Consider the following 13349-nt stretch of genomic DNA (forward strand, 5'->3'; position numbering starts at 1 on the left):
TAAATTAAAACCGTATGCAGAAGGGATCTCATGCTTAGCTTTGAGGGTTTTACCTTACTCATTTTATTGTTTATTTTAGCTCCAATCATTGGAGCTTTTACTTTATTATTCTTGTTTGTCTTTGAGAAGCGCATTGACCTGCTGGAAAATAAAACGAAGAAGATCGAGCTGGAAAAAGAGCTCCAGCAATCGCTTTACAATCAATTAAACCAGCAAATTCAGCCCCATTTTTTATTCAACTCATTGAACGTGATTCTAACTTTGGCAAGATTGGAACGTACAGAAGAATTGGTCAGAGCCCTCGAAGTCTTCTCCCAATTCCTTAAATTTAAGTACAAGACCACGGAACCCGTGATTCCTCTTCGAGAGGAGATTCGTTACACGGAGTACTATATTGAGATTCAAAAACTGCGTTTTGGCACTCGCCTTACGGTAACATTAACCTGCGATGAAGAAATCGAGGAAGCCTATATTCCGCCTTTTGTTTTGCAAACCATTGTGGAGAATGCATTTAAGCATGGGCTGGAACGAAAAATCGGACCCGTGAACCTGAACATCCATTTTTCCCTCGATCATGAGACGGCTAACCTTCTGGTCTTCGATAATGGCACAATAGAACAAGAGGCAGTGGACATTGAGTGGAAAAGCGGGCATGGCTTGGACAACATTAGACGCCGTTTGCATTTATACTTCGCTGATCGTGCCAACATACAGATTCAATTTATCCCTAACACTGGTACTAAAGTGCAAGTTAAGTGGCCTTTCATCTCAGAACCCAACTTAAAAGAGGTGCCCAAATGAATGTATTACTCGTGGATGATGAGCCCCTTGAGCTGGAACAACTTGAATATCTAATTCACCCGCTTTTTCCATTTTGGAATCTGCACAAGGCTTCCGACAGCTGCCAGGCTATAGCTATTAGCCAGAAGGTAAAGATACATCTTGCCTTTCTGGATATCAATTTACCGGGCAAATCAGGACTGGAGCTTGGCGAAGAACTGCGTCAGCATAATCCAGATATCGACATTATTATCGTCACCGCCTACCAAAACTTCCATTATGCCAAACAGTCCATCCGGCTAGGCGTAGTTGATTACATGACCAAGCCGGTCATTCAAAGCGAATTGGTTGATATTCTAAGCAAATACCGCAACAAGATGCCGCAGTCCAAATACTCCCATGTCATTCATGATGCGCTCACGATCATTCATGAAAAATTTGCAGACAAGCTCGCACTTGCCGACCTTGCCGCAGAAGTACACATTAACCCAACCTATTTAAGCCGCCGCTTTCATGACGAGGTTGGTGTATCGTTCTCCGAATACTTGATGCAATACCGAATTCAGATTTCCAAAAAATACCTCATCTCTCATCCAGACTGGAGTATTTCCACGGTTTCAGAGAAAAGCGGTTTTAACAGCCAACATTACTTTTGCACCATTTTTCGCAAGAGTACGAGCCAAACACCGAAAGAATTTCGCGAGAAGGAGAAATAACCTTGCTTTACCAATCATTTCGTGAATATGTTCAGGGCGCAGCTAAGATAGGCATAGGTCTGGGAGTTATATCGATCTTGGCCAGATGGGTAACAGGCATCACCATCTTCGCCTCCCCCGAAGCATTGGTCAAATATGGGATCTTTGGCGGAATTGGCTATGCTCTTATGGGGGCCATCGCGCTAATGGCATTTGGCTGGCTTGGCAAAAGGGTACGTAAGGAGTACGGCGAGGGTTTGACCATTGGGGATTTTTTTCAATTTAAGCTTCACCGCCTCGGTTACTGGATGATGATTGCTATCCTGCTTATCACCAGTATTGAGGGCTTGTTTATGCAGGGAATGGCTGCAGGTGTGCTAGTCAACGTTTTGTTTGGTATCCCGATATCTATCGGATTGCTCTGTTTCTTCTTGTTTTGCGTCGTATACGTCGGCTTTGGCGGGATTGTCCTTATTCAGCGGTTGGCCTTCGTTCAAGTCATATGTATGTTTGCCGCGGCTATCCTCATCCCCCTCTATTTCTTCATCGAAAAAGGGGTTGAGAACGTTTACCAGGGGATTCGTCTCTATCATCCCTATCTGCTCGTGATCAACAATCACGAAGGCTTGTTTTTTATCTGCACAGGCCTATTGATTGGCTTCGGGCAGATTTTCGTCGACCAAGCAACGTGGCAGCGTCTATATATGCTTGAAATTAAAAAAGTCGTGCCCACCTTCCTGCTTTCCGGGCTCATCTGGGCAACCGTTCCGCTGTCTTTCTCTTCGCTGATCATGGTCGTTATATTTACAGGCAGTTTTCATAACATTTATTCGCTCTTATTTGATCTTATCCGCAAGATTGATACGGTATTCTTGTTGATTTTGTTCGGCCTCTGCTCATTCGGTGCCGTTACCTCAGCCTTCGGGGCAGGGATGCATTCCATGATCAGTCTCATTGCAGGTAATGTGTATCCACTCTTTAAACCTGATGCTAATGAGAAGCAGAAGATGCGAATGGGATACTTACTTGCAGTAATCATCGGCGTTCTGTCATTTGCACTTACCTTTTTTTTCACGCCTACACTTCTGGAGCTGCTTTTTTTCTTTGGAATTATTTACGCTGCACTCATTGTCCCTTTCCTCTTCATTGTGTTCAGTAGAGGAAAGGTGGACAATTTCATTCCTCTCTGTGCATTGATCGGTTTGGTCGCGGGCTATGCAAGTCGGTACAAGCTAGGCAACTTAGATGCGGTCTGGGTTAGTATGATGGTTTCTAGCCTACTCGTCATTGTGTATTGGGGCGGTAAATTCATTAAGAAACGCCAGGGAAATCATTGAGAGGAATCCACTACTATGCTTCGTTCCTACTTGTTATTAATTGTTTGCGTTACGGTTTGGGGGAGCAACTTCGTCTTCGGAAACATACTCGTCAAACAGTTTTCTCCCCTGTTTCTAGTCATGGCGCGTTTGTTGTTTATATCCTTATTTCTACTAGGCTATACACGGGTTCGACATCGTTTCGTTCCCGTTCGCAAACAAGAGTGGAAGCTTCTCATTCTGCTTGGCATTATCGGTGTCTTTATTAACCAGTGGTCATTTTATCAAGGCTTACAAACGGCCGACCCGACCACCTCGGCACTTATTCTCGCACTGACCCCCATCACGACAGCGCTTTTAGCAGCCCTTTTTTTAAAAGAAGCTTTAACGGTAAACATGCTAGCAGGCTCGCTCGTGGCTATCTCGGGTGTGTTTCTCGTCGTCTATAATGGGGCCAGACTTGCATTTAACATCGGTCACCTCTGGATCTTTATCACGATGCTTACGTTTGCCATCTCTATTGTCTTAGTACGTCATCTGGCTCGAAGACTGCCCCCCATCATTACCACGGTTTATTCGACCTTGATCGGGTTCGGCACGATGGTGCCGGTCGTCATGGCGAATGGGACAGGGTGGACCATCAGCCATGAAGCATGGGCATGGGTCATGTTAATTTGCACCGCTATTCTGATGCATGGAATGGTTACCCTCATTTGGAACGGCCAGCTGCAGAAGGTTGGAGCGGCGAAGGCCGCGATGTTCTCGAATCTGGAACCGTTTGTGGCGATGATAGTCGGATATGTGATACTCGGCCAAATCGTTACTTCGCAGCAGTTGTTCGGTTCGCTGTTCATCGTAGGAGGCGTCACCTTAGCATCCTTATCTCTTTCCAAAAGAAAGTCACAGAGCGCACTTCCCCTGTGAGGGGTGAGAAAGTCCCTGTTTTGGTTGCTACGTAGCAACTAAACAGGGACTTTTCCCGTGCGTATATCTAGATCATTTAAGCAGATGTATTGACGAGTGTCACTAGCGGACGCTGTTGTTCATAGGAATCTAAATCCAAGCTGACACAGATGAGACGGATATGCTCTTCAGCCAGTTTCCGCGCTTCCTCATAGGATTGTTTAAACTGAATGCAATACGAAATTAGGCCATGTAAGGACATAAACAAATTCCACGGAAGTGTAAACTTCCTGCTCTCGGCTCCCGGTTGGTCGGCCATCACTTGACGGATGACAATAGCAAACATTTCCAAGGACTGGGCTTGTTCAGTACGCGAATATTGCTGCAGTTCTGGCTCGTTAATCATGAACATCATTTCGTAATGATGTGGATTATTCAAACCAAAACGGACGAACTCCATCATCAACTTTTGAAGCAGATTCACGCTAAACCCTTGCTCACGAACAATCATTTCCCGCTGACGCTGTACTAATTCGGAGAAATCTTCCTTGATTAACGCATAAAACAGTTCAGCTTTCTCATTAAAATGGTAATATAACGCACCATGGCTGTACCCCATTGCTTTTGCGATGCTGCGCATCGTTAAAGCGCGATAGCCAAAAGTAGCGAATAATTCCCGCGCTTCCGCAAGTATACGTTCTCTGCTAAGCTCTTGCGCGACTGCTTTCCTAGCCATTCCTTATCCCTCCGCATCCTTAGCTTCTATGAAATTAGTTGTGCCTCTCAAAGTCCCGAGCCTGCCTATTCCGGCAAGCTCTTATGAACCAAGTATTCGTTCTCTCCTGCAATAACAATGCCTTGACCTTGTGTAAAATCTGTTGCCCAGTTGATAAATGCTTCCGCTGCCGCTGCCAAAGGATAACATGCTACAGTCACTTTATCCGTAAACTGAATGTCCCCTAGGAGCATCCCCTGACTTCTTAGCTCGTTCTCGAGTTTGCCATACCACGTATAATCCACTTCAATCAGCACTTGCTGATGATTGACTTTATAAATTGGCTGTCCTGCTTCAATGCCTACCACGGCTCCATCCGTATAAGCCCGAATGAGTCCGCCCGCGCCAAGCATGATGCCGCCGAAATAACGGGTAACGACAACAACGATATTCTTAAGTCCTTGATGCTTAATCACTTCCAGAATCGGCTTTCCTGCTGTACCACTCGGTTCCCCATCATCAGACTGCTTCTGAATCTGATCCCTTTCTCCGATGACATAGGCGCTGCAGTTATGGGTTGCCGACCTGTGTTCCTTCTTGATAGCTTCAATAAATAGGGTAGCTTCTTCTTCTGATTCTACCGGTTTAGCATGACCGATGAAACGCGACTTCTTGATGATGATTTCCGACGATCCGTACGATTGGATAGTTTTGAAATGTGCTAGCATAGCCGACCTTTCTTAGTAGAAGGAAACATCAGTTTCATTATATTCTACTCTCAACTTTTGACTTCGACAATATAGAAAGAAAATTTACCACATAAATAATGGAAATTATAGATAGAAAAAACGACCTATCCGATAGGATTGATCGTTTTTATTTTAATGTTACATGAATTATTGTTGCAAGCGTGCCTCCAGCTCGGCTTTTTCCTTCTCATAACCCGGTTTGCCTAAGAGAGCAAACATGTTCTTTTTATAAGCTTCAACACCTGGTTGGTCAAAAGGATTCACACCCATCAGGTAACCGCTGATACCGCATGCTTTTTCGAAGAAATACACCATATATCCGAAGGAGTAAGGCGTCATATCCGGCAGCGTTACGATCAGGTTCGGTACGTTACCGTCCGTGTGAGCAAGCATCGTGCCTTGGAAAGCTTTCTTATTCACGAAATCCATCGTTTTCCCGCTCAGGAAGTTGAGTCCATCCAAATCATCAGGATCTGTACCAATTGTAATATGATCAGCCACTTGATCTACTTGAATGACTGTTTCGAACAGAATCCGGTTGCCATCTTGAACGAACTGACCCATGGAGTGCAGATCCGTCGAGAAGTCTACCGATGCTGGATAAATACCTTTGTAATCTTTGCCTTCGCTTTCACCGAACAGCTGCTTCCACCATTCCGATACGAAATGCAGGGAAGGCTCGTAGTTGACGAGAATTTCGATTGTTTTCCCTTTGCGGTAGAGCGAATTTCGAACGGCAGCATATTGATAAGCTTGATTCTCGCTCAACTTCGGATTAGAGAACTCGTGCTGCGCATCCGCCGCGCCTTTCATAATCGCTTCCACATCAATGCCTGCTGTCGCGATTGGCAATAAACCAACAGCTGTTAGGACCGAATAACGTCCACCTACATCATCTGGAATGACAAAAGTTTCGTAACCTTCTGCTGTAGCGAGTGTTTTGAGCGCACCTTTCGCTTGATCCGTTGTAGCATAGATACGTTTGCGCGCAGCTTCTTTGCCATATTTCTTTTCTAACAATTCACGGAAAATACGGAAAGCAATCGCTGGCTCTGTTGTCGTACCGGACTTCGAGATCACATTCACAGAGAAATCTTTGCCTTCAAGCAGTTGAAGCAAATGCGTAACATAGGTAGAGCTGATGTTATTTCCCACGAAATAAATCTCAGGCGTCTTACGTTTATCTTTTGGCAAAATATTATAGAAAGAATGAGACAACATTTCCAGCGCCGCACGTGCGCCTAAATAGGAACCACCGATACCGATCACAACAAGCGCCTCGGAGTCGGATTGAATTTGTTTAGCGGAAGCCTGAATACGAGCAAACTCCTCACGATTATAATTCTCAGGAAGATCAACCCATCCTAAATAATCGGAACCTGCACCCGTTTTGTTATGCAGTTGTTCATGCGCAAGCTCTACTTGAGCAGCCAAATAATCAACCTCATGCTGGGATAAAAAGGACAGTGCTTTACTGTAATCAAATTGTAGTTTCTTACTCACTATGTTCGCCTCCATCTCTATTTTTTTCCTTTTCCTAGCATACTTATTTGCTTGTCCAAAAGCAAGTAAGCGATCCTAAATTGAATGATATTCAACGATGAGCGATCGCGTAAGCGGAGAGACTTTGGTCTCTGACCAAAGATCCCTATAAAGTAATTCACAGGTTATAATACCCATGATAAAATGAATCTAGAGGTGAAGGATCATGAAACGTATCGGCTTTATTGGACTTGGCACTATGGGCAAACCTATGGCTGCTAACCTTATTCAAAAAGGTTTTATGGTAACTGTATATAATCGGACTGCTGAAAAAGCGGACGAGCTGGCCCATCTTGGTGCTGAAGTGGGTTTAACCCCATCTGAAGTAGCTCGCAGCTCAGATGTTCTGATTACAATGCTTAGCAATGACGCTTCACTATTAGAAACGTTCTACAGTGAGCAGGGCATTCTGAGTGGCATTCATCCCGCTCTGACGATTATTGACTCCAGTACCGTAGCCCCACAAACAAGTAAAAAGCTGGCCGAGGAGCTCGCAGCGCATTTCGTCGACTTCCTCGACGCACCTGTCACTGGCAGTAAACCTTCTGCCGAAGCAGGTACGCTTACTTTCATGGTCGGCGGCAGCCAAGAAGTGTTCGACGAGCATCAGGATGTATTCCTCGCACTTGGCAGCAAAGCACTTTACCTCGGTCCGAGCGGCTCCGGTTCGTACGCAAAGCTTGCCCACAACACGATGGTGGGCATTAATTTAGCCGGCTTAGCCGAAGGCTTATCGATAGCGGTTAAAGCAGGGGTGAACCCTGCTCAATTTTTAGAGATTGTTCGCTCCGGTGGTGCGAACAGCAAGATGGTTGAGCTGAAAGGCGATAAAATGATCGATCGCGATTTCAGCAATCAATTCTCCCTGAAGCTGATGCTGAAGGATCTGCAGCTTGCTCAGGAAATTACGGGCAAGTTCCAACTGCCGACTCCTATGCTGCAATCGGCTGTCAACTTATTCCAAATGGGCCTAATTAAAGGCCTCGGTGAAGAAGATTTGAGCTCCGTCATTCAGTGCTATGAAGAATGGATGGGTGAGAGGGTCGTCAGGCCTAGTGAGCCTGTCGTTGCTAAAGAAAAGCCGGCATCGCCGCTTTCTGGCCGCGAACGCCGCCGGAACACGCGCGTGAAGCTGGACATCAGCCTGAAGCTGTCCATCTACCAATGGGAGCAGGAAGGTTCCTTCTCCGGCCAAAACATCGACGGCACCCTCTTCGACTTGTCCGAGAGCGGACTGCAGATCACATCTGCCGCCCCGCTTGCGCCGGACATGTTCATCGTCATCCACTTCCCGCAGGAAGCGGAACTGCCGCCAATCACTGCGCGCGTGATTCGCATCGAGTCCGAAGGCCGCAACTTCCGTTATGGCTGTATGCTTTCAGCTTTGCCGCCTTATGTGCGGATTAAGCTGGAGCAGTATATTGAGGATCATATTGCTTATGCTTTATAGGAATTAATAGAGATTGTACATTAAAAACATAGTGAAAATACGCTTACGCGACGCATGAAGAACATGCCGTCTTTCCCTTTTGGGAGAGGCGGTATTTTTTATTTTTAGGAAGGTGCAGAACTTCACTTCACTTCACTTCACTTCACTTCACTTTACTTCACTTTACTTCACTTCACTTCACTTCACTTCACTTCACTTCACTTCACTTTACTTCACTTTACTTCACTTCACTTCACTTCACTTCACTTCACTTCACTTCACTTCACTTCACTTCACTTCACTTCACTTCACTTCACTTCACTTCACACACCACGTTAGACCAAACTGCAACACAACACAACACAACACATTACATTACAACACACTGCACTACACCAGACCAGGCCATACCACAGTTCAGCTCAGCTTAAATTATCAAAGTTGAACATAGCGAGAAAATAAGAAAAAACACTTTATAGTCGGAGGTTGGAATGATGGAGTTTGTAAAAGAACATGAAAACTTTGTTAGATCCCATGAGGAGAAACGTTCAGGAGAGCGCCTGCGCCGATTAAATGAGGGGCATGGCTATGCGGAAAAACAATTTATGCAGCATATCTGGTGGCCGATCATTGGGCATTTTCGTCATCTTCACCCCGAGTATGAAGTAAGGGATTTTCAGGACAACACCAGATTTGTGGACTTTGTATATCTCCGTCCGCCGCATCGGATTTGTTTCGAGATCGACGGTTACGGTCCGCATGCTCGAGATGTTGACCGCTCTCGTTTCGGGGACAACCTAATGCGGCAAAATCAGTTGGTTCTGGACGATTGGAAGATTTTTCGGTTCTCACTCGATGATATCACCCAGCATCCGCGACGCTGCCAACAAGTCGTCCTCAACATCATGGCGCGATGGTATGGCGATCAAACTCAACTTATTTCACTCACGTATCGAGAAAAAGAAATCGCTCGGCTGGCCGCAAGTACCATCGATCCGCTTAAACCTCAAGTAGTGGCTGATCATCTTGGCATCCGTGTTGAGCATGCACGAAAGTGGCTTCACAGCCTGCACAGCAAAGGGATAATAATGCCAGCAAGTGGGGAGCAGAGAATTCGCTCTTACATTCTGGACCCCGCAGGGCGGAAATTGTTCATTTAGGCTAATTTAAAGGGGGACGTCTGAAATTGGTTGGTGCACCAGAATAGAAGTCTTTTGGGACTTCTATTTGTGCCAATTCGAGAGTTTAAGTGAAAATAGAAGCTTCTAGAGACTTCTATTTGTTAAAAAAGCGGCACCAGATTGGAATATTGGTGCAAATAAGAGCCTTTTGAGGCTTCTATTTATCTCACATGAAGAGAAAATGTCAAAATAAGAGTCCTTAGGGACTCTTATTTTGGTTCAAGCTGAGGGGTTGCTAAAGCGTTACGCCGGACAGCCTGGTGATTATCGGATCGCTGTTGTGTATTCAGCAGCCTACTGCTGCCCAGACACTTTCCTAAGCTCGTTAGCCAAACGATGAAACTCCACTCTAGCTTCTGCATTCTCTGTACTCATCCAAGCAGCGGACAAGAAATTAATAATCTTATTCGCATCATCAGAACTCATCATATCCCCCCTTTCCTCCTCTATCTGATCAAAACGAGTCAGCTCGCTCCCTTCAATAATCCGAATCAGCTTGTCCGCATACAGTGGATCTGTTGCATAACCTGCCCGCTGCAGCTCTTGACTTGCGCACCTGTAGTCTCTTTCATGCAGCAAATTTGCGTGTCTAGGATTGCAAGCTAACAGCAGCGAATGATCGCGAATGCTATCGCACCAGTTGTCATAAACACGAGAACTATCTACAATTTGTATCCTCTTGCCGTTTATGAATTCCTGCGTAACTTGCTGCTGCCCGCTCCCTTTGATCCCAAACAAATTATTACCGGGAGCTGAGCGACCCCAGCCACTTTCCATAATTGCCTGCGCGATGGCCACACTCGCTAAAATACCAAACTCCCGCATATCCGCTTGTGCAGCTGGAGCTAATTGATCAATAAAGCTGTCTTTGCTCATAACCCTTCCTCCTTGCCTCGCAGCACTTGAATCATCTGCTTCATAAAACTAGGCAGCGGCAGTCCTAATCGTCCGTAATTTTCAGTAATAGAAATAAACTCATTCGCCAAGTAAAAATATATCGCTCCCGTCATCATCAGCTCTGTATCCATCAAAATATCCATGCGATGCGCCAGCATAATCACAAGCAGCATCAGTCCTTTGCGGGCAAGGCCCCAGTAGCCAACTTGGCTATTAAGACCACGCTGTTCCTTCATCGAGGCGGCAATTCCCGTTAAATAGTCGACCAATATCGCCATGAGAAATAGGCTAAGCAGCTCGTTCCACTCACCGAAGGCATAGGTTGCAAACCCGCCGAGCGTGGCAGAAATCAGGTTAAAACCGATTTGGTTCATTCGTTTTTGCTCCTTTCTGTTGAGATTGCTTGGAGGAGGCTGCTGTCTGAACGCCAGCGATGAGAGGTAACGTGCCTTGTTGAGCTGCAACTGCGCCCGTTATAGTAACGGTCAGAATCCCCGTGGACAAATCCCCTGAGCGAATCGTTGTACTGGAATTAATCACCGTTAACCACCTGCTACCAGCGCCTCCCATTGGCAATTTAGCTTGTTCAGCCAGTCCCAGCAGTAATATTTGAGCAGCCAACTGATACTCATTTGCCGACCTCGCAGCAATCTGCCCAACGAATTGTTTCGTAAGCTGGCAAGCACCTCTTGACTCCGATGCACTCTGTACGCTCAAACACTGCCATGAGACGCTAGGTCGACACGTACCATTGAATCCACGGTATACGTGCCACTGCGAGCCTAAAGCCGCTTCCGTAAATACGGTTATAGCTTTCAGCCAAGTTTCTAGCACAGGCTTTACTTGCCGAAGGATCAGAACAGATTTTATGATGTATCTGCCTTCTGCATCCTTGTCCTGCACAGCAGGCAGCGCAGTAATTTGCACCGTGTAGGTTTGCCCGTCCACCTTGATGACACCGCCATTCGGATTGAGCAGCTTGTTAATAGCGATCCAGATGCGATCCTGCACCCCCACCGGCGTTGTGCTTCTCACGTTCAAGCTCAGCTTGCACCAGCTACCCGGCGCGTCTAGCATGAACTCCGCGTTGCCACCAACGTGGGTGAGCCATATAGCCTCATCAGGGGCCTGCGGAAAACTGTCCACGAACATGTCGCTCCCAAGTGTTCCCACACCTACGGACTGAAGATATAACGCTAGTTGATTTGCCATGTTAATCATTCACTTCTTTCACCTCCTTCCTGTGTAAAACAGCGTTACAGCACACCATCCAGTCGTTTCCGCCTCTTTAACTCATCTGTAAGCATGTTCTACATCGTACTAGCGACGATCTCACCGACGGAGCCCTCTGTAACGATGTAAAACATCGTTACAGCACGCCATCCAGTCGTTTCCGCCTCTTTGTCTCATCGGTAAGCATGTTTTACATCGTCTCAGCGCCGATCTTACCACTGGAGCCCTAAGTAACAATGTAAAACATCGTTACAGCACTTCACTCCAGCATTCCCATTTACCACAAATCCTTAAGGGTGAGTGAGTGAGTGAGTGAGTGAGTGAGTGAGTAAGTGATTGGGTGATTTCGGTGATGGGTGAGTCGGTAAGTGAAGTCTGAGTCCATAAATGTTTTGAAATTCAAAACATTTTTTTTCTTTTCAAAACATACACTGCCTAATAGAACTAACTACCACTCGTTTCACTCCTTCCATTCGTCCCCTGAGCAGCCCTCACAAATCCGCTCAATCCGGACATTATCCCTTGAATCCTGTTCAGCATAATCACCTCCCTCACTAATCTACACAACGATCATAACATACCAATATTTGGATTAAATGCCAACAAACGGTCAATTGATAGTCACTTGAACAACCCCTACATCTCTTCCCATCTTAATCAGCTCTTACATCTCCCACATCCATTCCCATCATAATTACCTCATACAGCCTCCACATCTATCATACAGCTTCCACATCCATTCCCATCTTAATACCCTGAAGGCTCCCCCATCTCCTTACCTGTTATTAGCTATCGTAATACTCCAGCCTATCGGCATCGTCACTGAGAGACTACTTCCAACCTCAGCATATATGCCAGCTTTGCTATTGCCTTAGCCTTGACCCTACGATACGTGCGCTCACTCATGTTCAATTCATGAAACAGCATGAAGTCGAATTGCTTATCTTTTTGCAAGTAACGTTTGCGAATAATTTCCTGTTCGTCTACTTCTAAGATGGATAGGGCATGTTCACACTCTGAATTCAACTTTACCATCAGATCCTCAGTCTCATTCTTGTGCTCAGTAGGATTCTTCCTTTCCAAAATAGCTCCACTCTCTCTTCGCACAGCCCCCATCAACCTGTACATCCGAACCGTTTCAAGCACATCTTCCACCCGCTTGCGCGTTGCCCGCCGATCAATATGTTCTTGCTCTATGTGTAAAATACGTTCCACCATTCTCCGATCATCTCCTAAAATTTGTCGTTTTGAAATTCTAAACAAATCATAGCTCTTCTCGTTCTAAAATTCAATACAAATGTTTTGAAATTCTAAACATTTTTATTAGAGCCTCTTGTTTTTTATATCCATAACCATTTACAATAGAGATAGGTGATGAAGCGATGAAAGATATGGTGCAATTTGGCATTCGAATTCGGGATCTGCGTAAGATGAACCATTTCTCACTTAGAGAGCTCGGGGAACGATCCGGTGTCAGTTATTCATTTATACACTCCATAGAAAATAACCGCTTCAATCCATCCAGAGAAACGGTTATCGCCTTAGCCGATGCACTTTCCAGCTCGGAGAAGGATGATCTTCTACTGCTTGCCGGGTTTGCTCCGACAGACGAAGAGGCCCTCGAAGGACCCTCTAACCCGATCCAAGCTACAGAAATCGATGACCCTGAGGTCAGTTTATTTTTTAAAGATTTCCAAAATGCGCCTAAAGAAAAGCGAGACGAAATGCTCCGCTTCTGGAATTTCATCAAGGAGCAGCAGCAGGGTCGCAATCCAGACAGTCAACAATAACAGTGGCTTAAGCGCCATCTTGATGAACTTATCCTTTTACATAAAGCCAAGCCCTAACGGGCTTTTCTTTACCTTAAATAAACGAACGTACATTCCTATAACGAGGTGTTTGTCCTGTT

The 13349-nt window shown here is 45.6% G+C and carries 14 protein-coding genes; 7 read left to right on the top strand and 7 right to left on the bottom strand.

Annotation, left to right across the window (positions count from 1 at the left end; all coding sequences use genetic code 11):
• The first annotated feature begins 30 nt into the window (after nucleotides 1–30).
• Genes ACBP55_RS32595 through ACBP55_RS32610 form a run of 4 tightly spaced genes read left to right on the top strand, consistent with a single transcriptional unit; the run spans nucleotide 31 to nucleotide 3715 of the window.
• The gene (locus tag ACBP55_RS32595; protein ID WP_464647637.1) at nucleotides 31–801 is read left to right on the top strand and encodes a sensor histidine kinase; all 771 of its coding nucleotides are present in this window, start codon (nucleotides 31–33) and stop codon (nucleotides 799–801) included.
• Nucleotides 798–1496 (top strand): response regulator transcription factor, encoded by a 699-nt coding sequence (locus ACBP55_RS32600; RefSeq protein WP_464647639.1) that lies wholly within the window; start codon nucleotides 798–800, stop codon nucleotides 1494–1496. Before ACBP55_RS32595 ends, ACBP55_RS32600 begins: the two co-directional genes overlap by 4 nt.
• Before the next feature lie 2 nt (nucleotides 1497–1498).
• A complete protein-coding gene (locus tag ACBP55_RS32605) occupies nucleotides 1499–2812 on the top strand; it encodes a sodium:solute symporter family transporter (RefSeq protein WP_464647641.1) in 1314 nt (437 codons plus the stop codon).
• A gap of 15 nt (nucleotides 2813–2827) precedes the next feature.
• On the top strand, nucleotides 2828–3715 hold the full coding sequence (locus tag ACBP55_RS32610) for a DMT family transporter (protein ID WP_464647643.1): 888 nt from the start codon (nucleotides 2828–2830) through the stop codon (nucleotides 3713–3715).
• A gap of 76 nt (nucleotides 3716–3791) precedes the next feature.
• Here the strand turns inward: ACBP55_RS32610 and ACBP55_RS32615 are convergent, their stop codons facing one another.
• The 3 genes from ACBP55_RS32615 to ACBP55_RS32625 form a co-directional block, all read right to left on the bottom strand.
• A complete protein-coding gene (locus ACBP55_RS32615; RefSeq protein WP_464647645.1) occupies nucleotides 3792–4430 on the bottom strand; it encodes a TetR/AcrR family transcriptional regulator in 639 nt (212 codons plus the stop codon).
• 65 nt (nucleotides 4431–4495) lie between these two features.
• The gene (locus tag ACBP55_RS32620; RefSeq protein ID WP_029199171.1) at nucleotides 4496–5137 is read right to left on the bottom strand and encodes a YigZ family protein; all 642 of its coding nucleotides are present in this window, start codon (nucleotides 5135–5137) and stop codon (nucleotides 4496–4498) included.
• A 168-nt stretch (nucleotides 5138–5305) separates the two neighbouring features.
• Complete coding sequence (locus ACBP55_RS32625; RefSeq protein ID WP_464647647.1) at nucleotides 5306–6661, bottom strand: glucose-6-phosphate isomerase; 1356 nt, start codon at nucleotides 6659–6661, stop codon at nucleotides 5306–5308.
• A gap of 205 nt (nucleotides 6662–6866) precedes the next feature.
• On the opposite strand from ACBP55_RS32625, the gene ACBP55_RS32630 reads away from it, so the two are divergent.
• Together ACBP55_RS32630 and ACBP55_RS32635 are read left to right on the top strand one after the other, a co-directional pair.
• Nucleotides 6867–8150: an NAD(P)-binding domain-containing protein gene (locus tag ACBP55_RS32630; RefSeq protein ID WP_464647649.1), complete on the top strand. Its 1284-nt coding sequence runs from the start codon at nucleotides 6867–6869 to the stop codon at nucleotides 8148–8150.
• 470 nt (nucleotides 8151–8620) lie between these two features.
• The gene (locus ACBP55_RS32635; protein ID WP_464647651.1) at nucleotides 8621–9289 is read left to right on the top strand and encodes a DNA-binding response regulator; all 669 of its coding nucleotides are present in this window, start codon (nucleotides 8621–8623) and stop codon (nucleotides 9287–9289) included.
• A gap of 315 nt (nucleotides 9290–9604) precedes the next feature.
• On the opposite strand, the gene ACBP55_RS32640 is transcribed toward ACBP55_RS32635, so the two are convergent.
• The 4 genes from ACBP55_RS32640 to ACBP55_RS32655 all read right to left on the bottom strand — a co-directional run bounded on the left by ACBP55_RS32640 (nucleotide 9605) and on the right by ACBP55_RS32655 (nucleotide 12658).
• Nucleotides 9605–10186: a glycoside hydrolase family 73 protein gene (locus ACBP55_RS32640; RefSeq protein ID WP_464647652.1), complete on the bottom strand. Its 582-nt coding sequence runs from the start codon at nucleotides 10184–10186 to the stop codon at nucleotides 9605–9607.
• Nucleotides 10183–10581 (bottom strand): phage holin family protein, encoded by a 399-nt coding sequence (locus tag ACBP55_RS32645; RefSeq protein WP_464647653.1) that lies wholly within the window; start codon nucleotides 10579–10581, stop codon nucleotides 10183–10185. The genes ACBP55_RS32640 and ACBP55_RS32645 overlap by 4 nt, the downstream gene beginning before the upstream one ends.
• Nucleotides 10562–11428 carry a minor capsid protein gene (locus ACBP55_RS32650; protein WP_464647654.1) on the bottom strand — a complete coding sequence of 289 codons (867 nt, stop codon included), beginning with the start codon at nucleotides 11426–11428 and terminating at the stop codon, nucleotides 10562–10564. Before ACBP55_RS32650 ends, ACBP55_RS32645 begins: the two co-directional genes overlap by 20 nt.
• 831 nt (nucleotides 11429–12259) lie before the next feature.
• Nucleotides 12260–12658 (bottom strand): ArpU family phage packaging/lysis transcriptional regulator, encoded by a 399-nt coding sequence (locus ACBP55_RS32655; RefSeq protein WP_464647655.1) that lies wholly within the window; start codon nucleotides 12656–12658, stop codon nucleotides 12260–12262.
• Between the two features lie 164 nt (nucleotides 12659–12822).
• Here ACBP55_RS32655 and ACBP55_RS32660 point away from each other — a divergent pair, with 164 nt between their 5' ends.
• Nucleotides 12823–13230, top strand: a complete 408-nt coding sequence (locus ACBP55_RS32660; protein WP_464647656.1) for a helix-turn-helix domain-containing protein — start codon at nucleotides 12823–12825, stop codon at nucleotides 13228–13230.
• Nucleotides 13231–13349: the final 119 nt, after the last annotated feature.

The sequence above is a fragment of the Paenibacillus sp. WG02 genome (genome assembly GCF_055396115.1).